The organism is Herbidospora sakaeratensis (genome assembly GCF_001570525.1).
In the GTDB taxonomy this organism is placed as follows: Bacteria; Actinomycetota; Actinomycetes; order Streptosporangiales; family Streptosporangiaceae; genus Herbidospora; species Herbidospora sakaeratensis.
The window spans coordinates 1-17,148 of sequence record NZ_BBXC01000012.1; the positions used below are offsets into that span (position 1 = coordinate 1).

A 17,148-nucleotide genomic window follows, 5' to 3' on the forward strand; every position below is an offset into this window, starting at 1 on the left:
GGGTTATTCGTGTGGGGGTGTTTTCTCTGCCCGGCCATGCGGCCGGGCTTTCGTCGTTTTTCTACCGAAGGCGTTTCATGGGGTGAGCCCAGCCGTTTGGCTGGGCTTTCGTCGTTTCCAGGGCGCGTGCAAGCTGCCGGCACGCCATCGGGTATCGGCCTGGCGTCAGCGGGGAGGGCCGGCTTTGGTGGTTGCGGGTGTTGTTCTGGCTCGGCCGCGCGGCCGGTCTTTCGTCGTCTCTGCGGCATCTGTTTGAAGGCGTGCCGGCTGGACTTAGGCTTCCGGCACGCCTTCGGTATGGGCCTGGCGTCAGGCGCGAGGGCCGGCTTCGTAGTTTGCGCGTGTTCTTGGAGCCCGGTCATCCGGCCGGGCTTCGTGCGTTCTGCGGCAATGCTGCGGCTCCGCTGCCCCGGCGGCACTCCCGGGGAGACGTGAGGGCTACCAGACGGCACACCGCTGGGCTGTGTCGTTCGTAAGTTGGCACCGACAGAGTTCACTGGTCTCGGCCTGGATCTTCTAGGGGTGACACTCCCTGTCCCCTGGACAGATGCCCACCTTCAACGGCACGACCGCGAGGCCGAGTCGAGATGGATCCCCGTTTTCATGGCTCACATCGTCGTGGCTCCGCGTCGGCCCTGACCTCTGCCGATCGCCGGCGTTGGCTCTGCCATGCGTAGGCGCACGTTTCGTCGGCCACGGCCGGTGCTCCTGGTTCGCGGGAACCTGGCCGTTCGAATCCAGCAGAGGCACGAGGCCGGCCGCTGAGCAGCCGACCTTGTGCCTGCCCGTCGCCCCCCACGGGGCAGTTGGTGCGGGACCCCGGTCCCAGCCCGGCCATACGGCCGGGCTTCGTCATGTCCGGAGGCGCGCCTCCGCGGCCAGCTTCAACACGTGGTTCGCCGCGATCCTCGCGCCGTCGGTGCGCATCTCCTCGGCCAGGCCGGCGGCGTTGTTGGCGAGGTCAGGCCACAGCGCCTCGCTCAGCGCCACCGTCAGGGACTCGGCCGTCGGCACCCCGGGAGGGTGGGCGATGCCCACGTTCAGACGATGCACCCGCTGAGCCCAGTAGTACTGGTCGTACACCTGCGGAACCACCACCTGCGGCGCCCCGCCCAGCGCGGCCGCCGTCGTCCCGGCGCCGCCGTGGTGGACGACCGCGGCCACCCGGCGGAAGAGGGCCTGCTGGTTCACCTCGCCGATCGACAGGACGTCCGGGCAGGGCTCGGCGGGCAGCAGGTCGGCCCAGCCTCGGGACAGGACGGCCCGCCGCCCGGTCGCTCTGGCCGCTTCGAGCATCGCCTCGGCCAGCCCCCGGGGTGCCCGGATGCTGCCGAAGCCGAAGTACACCGGTGGGTCGCCGGCGTCGAGGAAGGCCGACAGTTCGGCTGACAGGGGGCGGTCATCGGGGAGGATCCACGCCCCCGTCTGCACCACGTCGCCGAACGGCTCGGGCCAGGGGGCCAAGGTCGGGTCGGCGGCCAGGATCGGGTGGTCGGCGAAGATGTGGGCGCGTACGTCGGTCACCGGGCTCAGGCCCAGTGTCGTGCGGTGGTTGTTGAGGGCTGCTCCGAAGCTCGCGGTGAAGCGGGCGGCGTCTTCGGCCCACAACGTCTGGTTGTCGCCTTCGACCGGCGGCAGGCCGGGTGCGGGGGCCGGGGCGTGGTGGACGGAAGGGAACACGATCGGGCAGAAGGCCGTGAAGACGTACGGGATCTCAAGGACCTCGGCGACCGAGCGGGCGGCGACCTGGATGGCGGTGGCGGCCACGATGAGGTCGCAGTCCTTCGCGGCGGTCATCACGGTCTCGAACTGGGCCGTCACGGAGGCTTCCGCCAGGCGGCGGAGCTGCTCCGGGGTGGGCGGGGTGGCTGGGGTGGCGGCGGTCAGGGTGCGGAGTTCGGGGCCGATCGGGGTGACCGGCAGGCCGAGGCCCTCGATCCAGTCGCGGAAGTCGGGTGGGACGCACAGGCGGACGTCCTGGCCGAGGGCGCGGAGTTCCGTGGCGAGCGCCACCAGCGGCTGGACGTCGCCCCGTGAGCCGATGGTCGACAGCAGTACGCGCATGGGTGTTTTCCCCCTGGAAGTGGTTCGGGCCACCGATTGTGCGGGGTCACGGGGGTCTTGCGGCAAGCCCGGGCGTCCGCTATAGGTTGAAAGTGGCGGGGAGTATGAGGTGCCCCCGCAGTCTTCGCCTTCGGTGCCCGACGGGCATTCCCGCATATATGGCGCTCCGGTGGGCACGGGTAGTTCCCATGATCTGTGCAATTCGTCCGGGGGATCCGGTTGGTCACGCTCTGTGGTCGGAGTTCGTTGTCCAGCGAATTGATTCGGCACTCGAATAATCTGTTTAGCGAATGCCGCATTTCCGCCACAATGGTGCTCATCGTCGATCTGGTTATCTGACCTTCCAGCAGGCGGAAGCTCGTCGGGTTACCCTTGAATGGCTGGTCGGTAAACGAATCTACGGTGCAGGCGCGCATGTCACGGGGCAACTGACGACCCGCGACAAAGAGAATCCCATGTATAGGCGTGTCGAGTCGCCATAAGAGAATGGTCGGTTAGCGTCCCTTGTGTCGGGACAAACCCGGAAAGGACGAAGCCGATGGGGGCAGTGCGCAAGGTAGCGACCTACCTTGGCCTGGGCGGAGCCGAGCAATATTCGGAAGAGCCCTATGGGGAAGAGGAATACGAAGACGATTGGATGCCGGCCTCGGAAAGGGCCGCGAAACGCTGGCAGCCGGCGGGCGAACCGTCGCGAATCGTGATGGTACGCCCGAGGAAGTACGACGACGCGCTCACCGTGGGCCGTCACTTCCGCGAGGGCCACACGATCGTGATGGACGTCGCGACGATGTCGACCCTGGAGGCGACCAGAATGGTCGACTTCGCGGCCGGCCTCGCTTATGGCTGTGAGGGTCGCATCGAGCGGATCGCCGACAAGGTGTTCCTGCTCACGCCGTCGAACGTCGAAGTGACCACCGCCTAACGGTCACCTCGCCGAGCGGGTGGAGAGGCGACGCCGAGGCCTCTCACCACCCACCCCTCGCCGGCCCCTCCGCCGGCCGCACACGTACGACCGTCCGACACTCAGGGGAATGTTCCGACCAGCCCCGACCGACCATTCGACCCGGCTTGCGAGGGATTCCGCAGGCCGGGTCTCTCGTTCTTCCCCGAAAATCCGGATTGCTCCACCGGTGACCGCGAGATACCGAAGTACGACAATCCTGGCTCCGGCCCTGATCGAGGCTGTGCGAAGCACCGCTTCAGGGCCTGGTGCGCGTGGCCGCTTTCAGACCTGGCTAACCGGCGCGTGGCCCGCGTTTCAACAGCCGCCCGACTTCGGCGACGTCGGAAATGGCCTGGTCTCGGCGCGTTTTGGCCTCACGGGCATATTCGTGCAGGGCCCAGACCGCTGAAGTGGCCAGTTCGTGGAGTTCGGCCACTTGTGCGTTGACCAATGCCAGATCGGCCTTCTCACGGCCGCGGAAGCGCCACAACAACCACGCCCCCAAAGCGCCTATTCCGACTCCGACGACCGCCAGGATCATCGAGAGGACGAAACCGAGCGTGAAGACGACCAGGCCGCCGAGCGCGGCCAGATAACCGGGCATGGGCGACGGACGCCGCGGAATGTAGCCGGCCATGATGCGGCGCTCGGCGTCGGCCATCGCCTCGGCGTCGGGGCCGTCGGGACGCAGCGTGATCGAGTGCCCGAGGATCGGCAGGACCAGCGTCTCGGGCTGCTCGGCGTCGGTGCGGTCGGCGAGATGGGCCGCCGCGGTGCTGATCGCGGGGGCCGCGACGTGGAGCGCGAGCGCCGCCAGGTAGGGGTCGGCGCCGGGCTTCAGGTCGTCGAGCAGGTGGCCGTTCAGAGCGCTCAACGGGCCCTCGGGTTCGGGGGAGCCGACGAGGGCCGACAACACCGCCATCGGCTCGGTGTCGGGCCACACCGCGCGGGTCTTCGACAACGCGCCCGTGGGGGGCGGCACGGAGGTGATCTCCTCACACCGGTGGCGGAGCCTGGCCAGCCGGGTGGCGGCCTGCACGGGGCAGCCCAGCTCCGGGATCTGGGCCAGCTCGGGGAAGTCGTTCAGCGACGGCGGCACCACCAGGCCGGGTTCGGCCGGGACGAGCGCCTTCAGCCACACGTCGTCGTCGTGGAGCACCTCGACCGCGTCGAGCTTGCGCAGTACGAAGATCTTGCCGGCCGGTCCGTAGGCTCCCCGGGCGGCGGCCAGCCACAACGCGCGCTGGCCCGCCGTGACCGGGTGTTCGGAGGACAGGTCGCCGAAGGCGGTGCCGAGCCACGAGGCGTGGATGCGGTCGCCGTGGCCGCAGACGGCTAAGGCCAGGCACAGGAACAGCGCCGTCTTGGCGCCGTCGAGCTGGGCGGCCTCGGACAGCGGCTCCATCGCGTCGTCGCCGCTGAGGATCAGCGCCAGGGCGCGGACGGCGGGGGAGAGCCAGTAGCCCGGGACGTCGATCGCCCCGGGCGGTGGCGGCGGCGGTCCGCCGTCGGCGGTGAGGTGGACGAGCAGCGCTTCGGCGTAGCGGTGCAGCTCAGTGGTGTCGGCGCTGCCGGACGACCCCGGCCGGGCTGTTACATCCATGCTCACGCGCTGACTCCCCCACGGCAGGTGGACGTCTGCTTTACGCACCGCAGACGCTCCCTTGACCGCGCCCACACTAGACGGCCGTGACCTGTTCGTGTTCTGAGGCGCGCCGATCCGCGGATTTACATCCGCTCGGGCGCCTCGATCCCCAGGAGGTCGAGGCCCTGCACGAGCACCCGCATGGTCAGCTGCGACAGCGCGAGCCGGGACTGACGCGCCTCGTCGGAGTCGGCCTTGAGCACCGGGTTGTTGTCGTAGAAGGTGGTGAACGCGCTGGCCAGGTCGAACAGGTAGGCGCCCAGGCGGTGGGGCTCGTTGCGGGCGCCCACCTCGGCGACGACCGGGCCGAAGCCGAGCAGCTGCAGGGCCAGGGCGCGTTCGGCCGGGTGGGTGATGACGATCGGCCCGTAGGAGGCGGCCGGGTCGTATTCGCCGCGCCGGAAGATGGAGCGGATGCGCGCGGTGGCGTACTGGAGGTAGGGGCCGGTGTTGCCGGTCAGGGCGAGCATGCGGTCGAAGTCGAAGACGTACTCGCTGTCGTGGCTGACCGACAGGTCGGCGTACTTGACCGCGCCCATGGCGACGGCGTGGGCGATCTCGGTGCGGGTGGCGTCGTCGTAGTCGCGCTCGGCCAGGACGGCCGCGGCCCGGCTCTCGGCCTCGTCGAGAAGTTCGAGCAGCTTGATCGACTTGCCGGCCCTGGTCTTGAACATCTTGCCGTCGCTGCCGAGCACGCTGCCGATCTGGACGTGTTCGGCCGAGACGTGGTCGGGCAACCAGCCGGCCATCTTCGCCGAGGCGAACAACATCTGCATGTGGAGCGACTGGGTGACGCCGATGACGTAGAGGATGCGGTCGGCCTTGAGGTCCTGCACCCGGTAGCGCATGGTGGCCATGTCGGTGGTCGCGTATCCGTACCCGCCATCGGATTTTCTGATCATGAACGGGAGCGGAGCGCCCTCGCGCCCGGTGAAGCCGGGCGGGAAGACGCACAACGCGCCGTCGCTGATCTCGGCGATGCCGCGCTCCTGCAGGTCGTCGCAGACCTGCGCGAGGGCGTGGTTGTACATGCTCTCGCCGGCGATGTCGTCGTCGGTCAGGGTGACGCCGAGCTGGACGTAGACCTTGTTGAAGTAGCGGACCGTGGCGTCCATGAAGATGCGCCACAGGCGCATGGTCTCGGGGTCTTCGGCCTGGAGGGTCACCACGCGGGCGCGGGCCCTGCGGTTGAACTCGGCGTCGCCGTCGAACTTGGCGCGGGCGGCCTGGTAGTAGTCGTTGCCGTTGCCGGCCTCGAGCTGGGCGACCGCCGCCTCCTCGCCCATGTCGAGGAGGTGCTCGATGAGCATGCCGAACGGGGTGCCCCAGTCGCCGAGGTGGTTCTGCCTGACGACCCGGTTGCCGAGATGCTCCTGTACGCGGACCAGCGCGTCGCCCACGACGGTGGTGCGCAGGTGGCCGACGTGCATCTCCTTGGCGGCGTTGGGCGCGGAGTAGTCGACCACGACCGTCTTCGACGGGAGCTCGCGGGCCACGCCGAGCCGGTCGTCGGCGAGCATGTCGCCGGCCTGGGCGGCGATCCACGAGTCGTGGAAGCGCAGGTTGAGGAAGCCGGGGCCGCTCACCTCGACGGTGCCGGGCAGGTCGAGGTTGGCGGCGATCTCCTGGGCCACATCTCGCGGCGCGCGTCGGAGTCGCTTGGCCAGGCTCATCGCGACGTTCGCCTGGTAGTCGGCGAACTGGGAGGGCCTGATCAGCGGATCCTCGGCGGCGTATTCCTGGCCGAACGCGGTGGCCAGCGCCTGCTGGACACGCTCGGCGAGCACGAGTTGTGGGTCGGTCATACACAAAGCCTAGCGACGCGCAACCGCCGTCGTCGCCAGGGTTACCGCCGGTCGGAGAACCACAACCGGTGGGACCTGGGGATGGCCGCGATGCGCTCGCCGACCCTGTCGACGACGCCCTCGCCGGCCAGCCGGGCGGCCAGTTCGCAGGCCGCCGCGACCCCCTTCGCGCGGGAGGAGCCGTGGGCGATCACCACGCAGCCGTTGAGGCCGAGCAGCACCGCGCCGCCGTGCGCCTCGGGGTCGAGACGTTCGTAGAGGCCGCGCAGGCGGGGGCGCTGGAGGAGGCCGCCGAATTTGGCGACCGCGCTGCCGTCGACGGCCTGGCGGAGCTGGCCGAAGGCGTAGCGCACGCTGCCCTCCATGGTCTTGAGCGCCACGTTGCCGGTGAAGCCGTCGGCGACGATCACCTCGACGCGGCCCGACAGCAGGTCGTGGCCCTCGACGTTGCCGGCGAAGTGGATGCCGGGGGCGGTCTCCAGCAGTTCGTGGGCGCGTTTGACGACCTTGTTGCCCTTCTCGGCCTCGGCGCCGATGGTGAGCAGGCCGACACGGGGGTTGTCGTGGCCGAGGGCGGTGGCGACGTAGGCGACACCCAGGTGCGCGAACTGCACCAGCATCTCGGGCTTGGCGTCGGCGTTGGCGCCCGCGTCGAGCAGGATCGTCGGATCGGGGACGGTGGGCAGCGCGACGGCGATGGCGGGGCGGAGCACGCCCGGCTGGGTCTTGAGGCGCAGTTTGGCGGTGGCGACGACGCCGCCCGTCGAGCCCGCCGACACGACCGCCGAGGCGTCGCCTCTGCGGACGAGGTGGCAGGCGACGGCGATGCTGGAGCGGGGGCGGCGGAGGCTGGCGAGGGCGCCCTCGTCCATGGAGATCGCCTCTTCGGCGCGGACGATGGGGATCTCGGACGCGGCGCCGTACCGGGACAGGAGGTCGTGGAGCGGGCGGGGCTGGCCGACCAGTACGACCGGGATCCCGAGCTCCCTGACGGCCACGACGGCCCCCGCGACGATCTGTTCTGGCGCGTGGTCGCCGCCCATGGCGTCGAGCGCGACCGGCGACGATACGGCCACGGCGCCATCCAATCGATCCGGGAATCTCAGTGAATGGTAGGCGGGGCGGGTCGATGCGCCGTCCGTCGGCTCGCCCTATCCGCGCAGATTCGGGTCCCACACCTTTCGGGACACGATGACCTTGGAGAAGGCCGCGTTGCCCGTCACCCGGATCACCGGGCCGTCGTCCTTCTCGCCGCCCGAGACGACGCGTTTCGCGAAGACGGCGCTGCCGTCGTCGATGACGTTGGCGTTGTCGGGCACGCGGATGATGACCTTGCTGAACGCGGCGCTGATGTCGACGGTGATCTCGCGGCCGGGCAGCACCGCGCCGCTCAGGTCGATGATCAGCGCGCCGAAGCGGGCCCGAAGGCGAAGGTGGCGGCCGGGCACCCAGCGGCCGTTCTTGATGACCTTGCTGAACGCGGCGGTGATGTTCTTGCGGCCGACGTCGGCCGGGGCGGCGTTCGCGACGGTCGACGGCAGGTCTTTGGTGATCGGGACCAGTTCGCCCATGGTGACCGCGCCGTAGGTGGCTTCGAGGCGGTCGGCGTGCTCGGCCGTGGTGAGGCGGCCGGTGGCCAGGCCCTCGGCGATGATCGCCGCCACCCGGTCGCGGTCGGCGTCGGAGGCGCGCTGACCTGGGTCTTCTGTCGTCACATAGGCCAGATTACCCCCATTCGAGATATGTCGCGAGAGGCAAAAATCATGACTACGGTCTTTACCAAATCCTGAATTCGGCTGTCGGGACCGGCCGATACCGGTATAGAGGATGCCCAGACGCCTGAAGGGCCTCCTTGGTTTACACGAGATCGGAAAAACTACCGAGAAGGGAAGGCCGAGTGATCTTTAACGAGGGAACCCGCGGCTTCCGGGCATACACGACGAAACATCTCGACGACCTGCTTCGCGAGAAGGCCGGGTTCGGCGAGGAGGCGCGGCTACGGGTCCGCGCGGTGGCGACGGTGCTGCCGTTCCGCACCAACGCCTACGTCGTCGACGAGCTCATCGACTGGTCCGCGGTCCCCGACGACCCGATCTATCGGCTCGTCTTTCCCCAAGAGGACATGCTGCCCGAAGCGGATGTCTCCCGTCTGGCGAACCTCATCAGGACGAACGCCCCCGTCAAGCAGCTGACGGCGGCGGCCAACGAGGTGCGCATGGGGCTCAACCCCCATCCGGCCGGTCAGCTCGACCTGAACGTGCCCAAGATCGGCGACGAGCCGGTGCCCGGCATGCAGCACAAATACCCCGAGACCGTGCTGTTCTTCCCCAAGCAGGGGCAGACCTGTCACGCCTACTGCACCTACTGCTTCCGCTGGGCGCAGTTCATCGGCGAGCCCGACCTGAAGTTCGCCTCCGGCGACGTCGACGCGCTCGTCGGCTACATCCGCCGCCACCCCGAGGTGACCTCGGTGCTGTTCACGGGCGGCGACCCCATGATCATGGGCGAGCCGGTGCTGCGCCGCTACGTCGAGCCGCTGCTCGACCTGCCGCAGATCGACTCGATCCGGATCGGCACCAAGTCGCTGGCCTACTGGCCCGGCCGGTTCGTCACCGACCCCGACGCCGACGACACGCTCAAGCTGTTCGAGCGGGTGGTCACGTCGGGCAAGAACCTCGCGTTCATGGCGCACTTCTCGCACCCTCGGGAGCTCGAACCCCAGGCGGTGGGTTCGGCGGTGCGGCGCATCCTGGACACCGGCGCCACGGTTCGGACCCAGGCGCCCCTGATCCGCACGATCAACGACGACGCGGCCACGTGGGCGCACATGTGGCGGCGGCAGAACGCGATGGGCATGGTGCCCTACTACATGTTCGTCGAGCGGGACACCGGGCCGCAGGACTACTTCGCGGTGCCGCTGGCCGATGCGTACGAGACCTTCAGAGACGCCTATGCCCAGGTCTCCGGTCTCTGCCGGACGGTCAGGGGACCCTCGATGTCGGCCACCCCCGGCAAGGTCTGCGTCGACGGCGTGACCGAGGTCAACGGGCAGCGCGTGTTCGTGCTCCACTTCATCCAGGCCCGTGACCCCGGCCTGGTCGGCCGTCCCTTCTTCGCCCGGTACGACCCCGCGGCCGTCTGGCTGACCGACCTGCGTCCCGCGTTCGCCGACCGGTTCCCCTTCGAGCCGGCGGCTCCCGTCGCGGCCTGACCCCAAGGAGACGGAAAACAATTGCCCTCGGCCCGGGAGCCGCGTTTACCGTGCCTTTCTCCCGGGCCGGATGTGAATTCCCATCATGTGCCGCCAAGTCGGGCGCCCTCCGGCCTCTCGGCGTTGTGACTCCCGGTCACCGGGCCGTTTCCCATGGTGATAGAAATTCGGCCTAGCCAATCGGCCGGCGCGAACCCGCGCCGGTTACGCGGGGGTTCTCGGTTCCCGTTCCCTGACCTGGGACGGGGCTCAGGAGGCATTTACATGAAGCGCATGATCAAGGCAGCACTCGTCGTCGCGACCTTCGGCGTCGCGGCTATGTTCGCCGCGCCCGCCCAGGCCGCGGACAACCCGATCTCGGGCCTGCTGGGCGGCATCCCGTTCGTCGGCGGGCACCTCCCGGCCCTTCCGGGAGCCGACCTCGCCGGTGCCACCGGCGTCGTGCCGGCGGTCGCCCCTGTCGCGGGCTGGACCGAGCTGGTGCAGGCCACCCCGATGAGCGCGCGCAGCAACGACGTCTCGACTCAGCTCGCCCCCGCGCTGGACGCCGTCACCGGCGCCGCGGCCCAGGTCGCCGGTGGCGCCGACCAGATCAGCGGCGCCAGCAAGGACCTGACCGGCTCGGCCACCCAGGTGAGCAAGGCCGCCCAGGGCCTGTCGGGCGCGGTCAGGAACATCGTCTCGGGCACCCGCTAAGTGCCTCTCGGACACGTTGGCGTGGCCACGTCAACGTTTCCGAACCTCTGACATGTGAAAACGGCCGGTGCCTTCGCGAGGCACCGGCCGTTTTCAGTTTGCCCAGGGGCGCACCGAGGTGCGCCTGGCGATCTGTGCCTGCAGTCTGGCCATCTGCCAGTGCAGTTCGATGAGCTGCTCGGTCAGCAGGGCAGGTGAAAGTTCAGACGGGTCTTCGTCGGCCAGATGATCGATGGCCGTAACCAGCTCACTCATCCCGCCCTCCCAGTTCATCGGCGTTCCTTAGATCGAATCCCCGTTCGAATCATAATGGAACACCGGCCGCAGCGGCATCAGCTTTCGTACACCGGTGCGATGAATCCGCGCGCCAGGGTGTGGGCGGTGATGTTGAAGCCCACCACGGCCGGGTTGGAGTCGGGGTCGACCCCGAGCTTGTCGGTGTCGAGGGCGTGCACGGCGAACAGGTAGCGGTGCGGCAGGCCGGGGGGCGGGGCGGCGCCGCCGTACTCCTTGATGCCGTAGTCGTTCTTGGCGTGGACGGCGCCCTCGGGCAGGCCCGCGAAGCCGGGGCCGTTGCCGGCGCCCTCGGGGAGCTCGGTGACCGAGGCCGGGATGTCGAACACGAGCCAGTGCCAGAAACCGCTGCCGGTGGGGGCGTCGGGGTCGAAACAGGTGACCGCGAAGCTCTGGGTGCCCTCGGGGGCGCCCGACCAGGTCAGGCGCGGGGAGACGTTCTCGCCGGAGAAGCCCCAGTCGTTGAAGACGTGGCGGTCGGGCAGCGTCGCCCCGTCGGACAGCCCGGAGGCCTCGACGGTGAGCGCCGGGACCTCCGGCAGGTGGTCGTAGGGAATGGGTGCTGGCGTCGGCATGGCGCACTCCGCTCGGGATAGGTCGCGATCTTCTGCGGGCCTATCCTCTACCACTCACGCCTTGTTGTAGGCGCTGATCACCTCGGTGGGGTCGCCGTCCATCTTGATCTTGCCCTTGTGCAGCCAGATGACCCGGTTGCAGGTCTCCTCGATGACGTCGAGGTTGTGGGCGACCAGGAAGACGGTGCCGGCCGACTCGCGCATCTGCATGATGCGCTTCTGGGAGCGCTTGCGGAACTCACGGTCGCCGGTGGCCAGCGCCTCGTCGATCAGCAGCACGTCGTGGACCTTCGCCGACGCGATGGCGAAGCGCAGGCGGGCGCCCATGCCCGACGAGTAGGTCGACATGGGGAACTGCACGAACTCGCCGATGCCGGAGAAGTCGACGATCTCGTCGTACTTGGCCCGGACCTCGGCGGGGGTCATGCCCATCGCGTAGCAGCCCAGGGTGATGTTGCGCTCGCCGGTGAGCTCCTTCATCAGGGCGGCGTTGACGCCCAGGAGCGAGGGCTGGCCGTCGGTGTAGACGGCGCCGGAGTGGGGCGGCAGCAGGCCGGCGATGGCGCGCAGCAGGGTCGACTTGCCGGAGCCGTTGCGGCCGATGATGCCGATCGCGTCGCCGTGGCGGGCCACGAACGAGACGCCCTTGACGGCGTGGACCTCGCGCATCTGCGGGCGGCCCTGACGCCTGACCAGTCGCATGAGAGCGGTGGCGGCGTTGCCCTTCTCCTCGGCGGAGGTCGCGCCGTAGACCTTGTAGACGATGTGGAGGTCGTCGACGATGACGGTCGGGGTGCCGACGGCAGACGACTTGGCGGTCGCCTCCTGTTCTTCGGCGGTCAACGGCCACACCCTCTTTTCCATCGCCATCGGCTTCGCCTCAGCCACGTCCGTACCTCTCTTCGGCGCGCCAGAAGTACCAGAAACCGATGACAAGGGCGAACACCGCCCAGAATATGGCAGTCGTCCAGGCCCACTGAGGCGGCGTGTGGTCGTGGATGAGCAGGTCGCGCATCAGCTCGATGTAGGCCGCGGCCGGGTTGAGCTCCATGATGTACTGCACGAACGCCAGTGACTCGGGCAGGTCGGCGACGCGGTCGGGGATGCTGAAGAAGACGCCCGACGCGTAGAGCCAGGTCCGCATGATGAACGGGAGCAACTGGTTCATGTCGCGGGCGAAGGCGCCCACGCGGGCCATGAACAGGCCGGCGCCGACGTTGAAGGTGAGCTGGAGCAGCAGCGCGACCGGGATGAACAACCAGTAGAGCGTGACCGGCTCGCCGGTGAGCAGCACGATCCCGATGAGCACCAGCATCGACCAGAGCAGCTGCTGGAGCTCCTGCACCGCGTAGGCCAGCGGCAGCGCGGCCCGGGGGAAGTGCAGCGCCCGGATCATCGACAGGTTGTTGGAGATCGACTTGGCGCCGCTGCTGACGGTCCGCTGGGTGAAGGTGAAGATGAAGACGCCGGTGATCAGGAAGGCCGTGTAGTTGGAGATGTCCTTCTTCTGATCGAGGATGACGCCGAACATCAGGTAGTAGACGCCGGCGTTCAGGAGCGGCGTGAGGAGCTGCCAGAGCTGGCCCAGCATCGACTGGCTGTACTTGGAGACGTTGCGCGACGTCGCGTACTTGAGCACGAAGTGTCGGCGGGCCCAGAGCTGCCCGACGTAGAAAGGCAGGCTCGGGCGCGCGATCGCGCGACGGAGGCCGTGACGCTTCGCGAGCGCGGCCAGCGATTCCGTCGCTGCGCCGCCCTGCGCGTCCGCGACGGCGGAATCCGGCTGGCTCATGGCAAGGACTCTATTGGATGCTGGTGAACGAGAAGCCTGCGATGGTCACCTGTTGGCTCCTCGTGGGGTTGGGTGAAGCCGCCGGTGGCGGGGGTGCCACGGCTTGGTCAAAGGTAGCCCACCAGGTCCTGATATGGGGACAACGCCACGATCGGTACCGCAAAGGACGTACCGTGGCTTCACCAGTACCGGGACATGTGTACCTTTGTGGGAGTTTTGGAGCCGTTTAAGAGGTTTGAGGCGACCTTCTTGGTATGCGTGTGACGCCCGACTGACGCACGTGTGACCGAACTGCAACGCAGCAGAGACAACACTGCGGTGTGTGGTGAGGGATGCTCGCGGACGACTGGCAGGGCGTCAGCTCGTTTGACCGTGTCTGCAAATCCGAGGTCCTCACAAGGGGCCCAGGGGGTGCCGGCCTGGACATCTCGCAGCTCAGCGCCAACGCCCATCCTTTGAGGGAGGATCTACTCACTATGCGCGTATTCAAGGGCGCACAGATCATCGCCGGCACTGCCGTGTTGGCGCTCGGCCTGGCCGCCTGTGGTGGCGGCGACGAGGCCCCCAACCCTGCCACGGGTGGCGAGGGATCCGCCGCCGCGCCGATCGTGGTCGAGATCGCCGAGCCGCAGCACGAGCTCGTCCCGGGTAACACCGCGGAGACCAGCGGCGCCGAGGTGCTCAACGCCCTGTTCATCGGCCTGGTCAACTACGACGCTGACAAGAAGCCGATCAACCAGATCGCCGAGTCCATCACCTCTGACGACCAGACCAACTGGACGATCAAGCTGAAGGACGGCTACAAGTTCCACGACGGCACCCCCGTCGACGCCCAGAGCTTCGTCGACTCCTGGAACTACACCGCCAACGGCGCCAACGCGTACGAGGCCAACTACTTCATGGGTTCGATCGCCGGCTACGCCGAGATGAACCCGGTCGACCCCGACGGCGACGGCCCGCAGGCGGCCCCCGCGGCCACCGCGACCAGCCTCACCGGTCTGAAGGTCGTCGACCCGCTGACCTTCACGGTCCAGCTGACCAACCCCTTCTCGGGCTTCCCGACGATGCTGGGCTACACCGCCTTCTACCCGATGCCCAAGGCCGCGTTCGGCCCTGACGGCAAGGTGACCGCCGCCTACGGCGAGTCGCCCATCGGCAACGGCCCCTTCAAGATGGCCAAGCCGTGGAAGCGCGGCGTCGAGACCCGCATCTCGCTGGTCCGCAACGACGACTACGCCGAGGCCAAGGCCAAGGTCGAGGCCGTCGACTTCGCGATCTACACCGACCTGAACACCGCCTACCGCGACCTGCAGGCCGGCAACATCGACATCATGGACCAGCTGCCCGCCGAGGTCATCGCCTCCGCCAAGGCCGAGCTGGGCGACCGCTACATCGAGCAGCCCTCCTCGGGCATCGGCTACCTGGGCTTCCCGACCAAGGTCGGCGCCGACTACGCCAAGAGCCCCGAGCTGCGCAAGGCCATCTCGATGGCCATCGACCGCAAGACCATCACCGAGCAGGTCTTCTCCGGCACCCGGGTGCCGGCCGACGACTTCATCTCGCCGGTCGTGGCCGGTTACCGTCAGGGCGCCTGCGGCGAGGCCTGCACCTACGACCCGGTGAAGGCCAAGGAGCTGTGGGACGCCAACGGCGGCGCGCAGGCCGGCGCCATCGAGCTGGGCTACAACGCCGACGGCGGCCACAAGGAGTGGATCGAGGCCGTCGCGAACAACCTCCGCACCAACCTCGGCGCCACCGTTGAGCCGAAGCCGGTCGAGAAGTTCGCCACCATCCTCGACGACCTGGGCGCGGACAAGTGGAAGGGCCTCTTCCGGATGGCCTGGATCATGGACTACCCGTCGCCGGAGAACTACCTCAAGCCGATCTTCGCGGCCAACGCCGGCTCCAACTACTCAGGCTTCAACAACAAGGAGTTCGAGGAGCTGCTGAAGAAGGCCGACTCGGCTCCCACGGTCGAAGAGGGCATCGCGTCCTACCAGGCCGCCGACGACATCCTGCTGAAGGAACTGCCCTACATCCCGGTCTACTTCTACCAGACCAACGGCGCCTTCTCCTCGAACGTGAAGAACGTCAAGATCGACCCGTTCGAGCGCATCGAGATCGCGAACGTCGAAAGGGCCTAAGACGGCATCCAACCCGGGCGGCGGAACCCCTTGAGCCGCCCGGGATGGACCTTCACTCTTGGGGCAGCCCTACTTCGGTTGCAGTGGGGCTGCCCTTCGTCATGATCGGGAGACCGAATGGGCCGCTACGTTGTCAGGCGCCTGCTCCAGGCGATCCCTGTGCTGCTTGGCACCACGTTTCTCATCTTCACGCTCGTCTACTGGCTCCCCGGCGACCCCATTCAGGCTCTCGCCGGAGACCGGGCCGTCGACCCGGTGTTCCGGGCCACGATGCGTGAGATGTTCCATCTGGACGAACCCCTGGTCGTCCAGTACGGCTACTACATCCAGGGCATCTTCTCCGGCGACTTCGGAACGACCTTCCGCGGTCTGCCGGTTTCCACCATTTTCGAAGGCAAGTTCCAGATCACCCTGAACCTGGCCATGACGGCCCTGGTCATCGAGGCGATCGTGGGCATCGGCCTGGGTCTCATCGCCGCGCTGCGCCGCGGCAAGGCCACCGACACGGCGATCCTCGCCTTCACGCTGCTGCTGGTGTCGATCCCGACCCTGGTCAGCGGCTTCGTGCTCCAGCTCGTGCTGGGCCTGCAACTCAAGACGTCCACGGGAATCGACTTCTTCCCGGTGGCCGGCACCTCCGAAGGCTGGCGCAGCTACCTGCTGCCGGGCATCGTGCTGGCCGGGACGTCGATCGCCTACCTGACGCGACTGACGCGCACCAGCCTGATGGAGACGTTGCGGGCCGACTACGTGCGGACCGCGATCGCCAAGGGCATGCCCCGGCGCCGGGTGCTGGGCAGACACGCCCTGCGCAACTCGCTGATCCCGCTCGTCACCTATCTGGGCGCCGACCTCGGCGCGCTGATGAGCGGCGCGGTGATCACCGAGACCATCTTCAACCTGAACGGCATCGGCCGCCAGCTCGTCGACTCGGTCTACCTGTCGGAGAACTCGGTGGTCGTCGGCATCGTGACCGTGCTGGTGCTGATCTTCATCGCCGCCAACCTGATCGTCGACCTGCTGTACGCCGTCCTCGACCCCAGGATCCGCTATGAGTGACACGCTCACCGAGCAGAAGCCAGAATCGGTCAAGCAGCCGAAGCAGAAGAAGCCGGCGAGCCTGTGGTCGGACGCGTGGTATGACCTGCGGCGCAACAAGGTCTTCATCATCGCCGCCGTCATGATCGCCGTCTTCGTGGTCATGTCGATCATTCCGGCTCTGTTCTCGTCGGTCAACGCATTTGATCCGAGCACGTGCGACCTGACCAAGGCGCGGCAGGGCGTGAGCGGGGCCCACTGGTTCGGCACCGACAACCAGGGGTGCGACACCTACTCCCGGGTCATCTACGGCGCCCGGATCTCGATCATGGTGGGCGTGTTCTCCACGCTGGTGACCACGCTCATCGGCGGCCTGCTGGGCCTGCTGGCCGGGTTCTACGGCCGGTGGACCGACACGATCCTGTCGCGCGTCGCGGAGATCTTCTTCGCGATCCCCTCGACCCTGGGCGCGCTGCTGATCCTGGCCCTGGTGGGCCGCGACAACGCGGGCATCTGGACCGTGGTGCTGGCCCTGTCGGTGCTCGCCTGGCCGATGGTGCTGCGCATCATGCGGGCGGCGGTCATGTCGGCCAAGAGCCAGGACTACGTCCTGGCGGCGCGGGCGCTGGGCGCCGGTCCCGGCCGGCTCATGGGGCGGCACATCCTGCCGAACGCCCTGGCTCCCGTCATCGTCGTGGCCACCATGAACATGGGCGTCTTCATCGCCGCCGAGGCGGCCCTGTCGTTCCTCGGCGTCGGCATCCAGTCGCCCGACATCTCGTGGGGTCTGATGATCGCCGACGCGCGCAACCGGTTCCTCCAGGCCGAGGAGGCGCTGTTGTTCCCGGCCCTGTTCCTGAGCCTCACGGTGCTGGCGTTCGTCATGCTCGGCGACGCCGTCCGCGACGCTCTCGACCCGAAGCTTCGATAGGAGGGGGCGT

At 68.1% G+C, this 17,148-nt stretch carries 15 protein-coding genes; 6 read left to right on the forward strand and 9 right to left on the reverse strand.

Annotated features, from left to right (window positions below; translation table 11 throughout):
* Nucleotides 1–852: 852 nt before the first annotated feature.
* On the reverse strand, nucleotides 853–2,064 hold the full coding sequence (locus tag AW271_RS18915; protein WP_062338630.1) for a glycosyltransferase: 1,212 nt from the start codon (nucleotides 2,062–2,064) through the stop codon (nucleotides 853–855).
* 538 nt (nucleotides 2,065–2,602) lie between these two features.
* Here AW271_RS18915 and AW271_RS18920 point away from each other — a divergent pair.
* Nucleotides 2,603–2,986 (forward strand): cell division protein SepF, encoded by a 384-nt coding sequence (locus AW271_RS18920; RefSeq protein ID WP_062338632.1) that lies wholly within the window; start codon nucleotides 2,603–2,605, stop codon nucleotides 2,984–2,986.
* 313 nt (nucleotides 2,987–3,299) lie between these two features.
* On the opposite strand, the gene AW271_RS18925 is transcribed toward AW271_RS18920, so the two are convergent.
* The 4 genes from AW271_RS18925 to AW271_RS18940 all read right to left on the reverse strand — a co-directional run bounded on the left by AW271_RS18925 (nucleotide 3,300) and on the right by AW271_RS18940 (nucleotide 8,172).
* Entirely contained in the window at nucleotides 3,300–4,658 is a 1,359-nt protein-coding gene (locus AW271_RS18925; RefSeq protein WP_245653099.1) for a hypothetical protein, read from the reverse strand.
* A 77-nt stretch (nucleotides 4,659–4,735) separates the two neighbouring features.
* Nucleotides 4,736–6,457, reverse strand: coding sequence for an arginine--tRNA ligase (gene argS / locus AW271_RS18930; protein WP_062338634.1), 1,722 nt, complete (start codon nucleotides 6,455–6,457; stop codon nucleotides 4,736–4,738).
* Nucleotides 6,458–6,498: 41 nt separating this feature from the next.
* Nucleotides 6,499–7,533, reverse strand: coding sequence for a phosphate acyltransferase PlsX (gene plsX / locus AW271_RS18935; RefSeq protein WP_083976850.1), 1,035 nt, complete (start codon nucleotides 7,531–7,533; stop codon nucleotides 6,499–6,501).
* Between the two features lie 75 nt (nucleotides 7,534–7,608).
* The gene (locus tag AW271_RS18940) at nucleotides 7,609–8,172 is read right to left on the reverse strand and encodes a DUF1707 SHOCT-like domain-containing protein (RefSeq protein ID WP_062338636.1); all 564 of its coding nucleotides are present in this window, start codon (nucleotides 8,170–8,172) and stop codon (nucleotides 7,609–7,611) included.
* A 182-nt stretch (nucleotides 8,173–8,354) separates the two neighbouring features.
* Between AW271_RS18940 and AW271_RS18945 the strand changes: the two genes are divergently transcribed.
* Both AW271_RS18945 and AW271_RS18950 read left to right on the forward strand, forming a co-directional pair.
* Complete coding sequence (locus tag AW271_RS18945; RefSeq protein ID WP_062338639.1) at nucleotides 8,355–9,668, forward strand: KamA family radical SAM protein; 1,314 nt, start codon at nucleotides 8,355–8,357, stop codon at nucleotides 9,666–9,668.
* Between the two features lie 264 nt (nucleotides 9,669–9,932).
* On the forward strand, nucleotides 9,933–10,364 hold the full coding sequence (locus tag AW271_RS18950; RefSeq protein ID WP_157554373.1) for a hypothetical protein: 432 nt from the start codon (nucleotides 9,933–9,935) through the stop codon (nucleotides 10,362–10,364).
* Nucleotides 10,365–10,457: 93 nt separating this feature from the next.
* Here the strand turns inward: AW271_RS18950 and AW271_RS18955 are convergent, their stop codons facing one another.
* The 4 genes from AW271_RS18955 to AW271_RS18970 are packed head-to-tail and all read right to left on the reverse strand — an operon-like array spanning nucleotide 10,458 to nucleotide 13,025.
* Nucleotides 10,458–10,637, reverse strand: coding sequence for a hypothetical protein (locus tag AW271_RS18955; RefSeq protein ID WP_062338642.1), 180 nt, complete (start codon nucleotides 10,635–10,637; stop codon nucleotides 10,458–10,460).
* Between the two features lie 59 nt (nucleotides 10,638–10,696).
* A complete protein-coding gene (locus AW271_RS18960) occupies nucleotides 10,697–11,233 on the reverse strand; it encodes a YbhB/YbcL family Raf kinase inhibitor-like protein (RefSeq protein ID WP_062338643.1) in 537 nt (178 codons plus the stop codon).
* A 54-nt stretch (nucleotides 11,234–11,287) separates the two neighbouring features.
* The gene (locus AW271_RS18965) at nucleotides 11,288–12,097 is read right to left on the reverse strand and encodes an ABC transporter ATP-binding protein (protein WP_245653143.1); all 810 of its coding nucleotides are present in this window, start codon (nucleotides 12,095–12,097) and stop codon (nucleotides 11,288–11,290) included.
* Nucleotides 12,098–12,113: 16 nt separating this feature from the next.
* Nucleotides 12,114–13,025 carry an ABC transporter permease gene (locus tag AW271_RS18970; RefSeq protein WP_062338644.1) on the reverse strand — a complete coding sequence of 304 codons (912 nt, stop codon included), beginning with the start codon at nucleotides 13,023–13,025 and terminating at the stop codon, nucleotides 12,114–12,116.
* Between the two features lie 476 nt (nucleotides 13,026–13,501).
* Here AW271_RS18970 and AW271_RS18975 point away from each other — a divergent pair, with 476 nt between their 5' ends.
* From AW271_RS18975 to AW271_RS18985, 3 genes are all read left to right on the forward strand, one after another.
* A complete protein-coding gene (locus AW271_RS18975; protein ID WP_062338645.1) occupies nucleotides 13,502–15,169 on the forward strand; it encodes a peptide ABC transporter substrate-binding protein in 1,668 nt (555 codons plus the stop codon).
* Nucleotides 15,170–15,286: 117 nt separating this feature from the next.
* A complete protein-coding gene (locus AW271_RS18980) occupies nucleotides 15,287–16,228 on the forward strand; it encodes an ABC transporter permease (RefSeq protein ID WP_062338646.1) in 942 nt (313 codons plus the stop codon).
* A complete protein-coding gene (locus AW271_RS18985) occupies nucleotides 16,221–17,138 on the forward strand; it encodes an ABC transporter permease (RefSeq protein WP_062338648.1) in 918 nt (305 codons plus the stop codon). The genes AW271_RS18980 and AW271_RS18985 overlap by 8 nt, the downstream gene beginning before the upstream one ends.
* Nucleotides 17,139–17,148 lie beyond the last annotated feature (10 nt).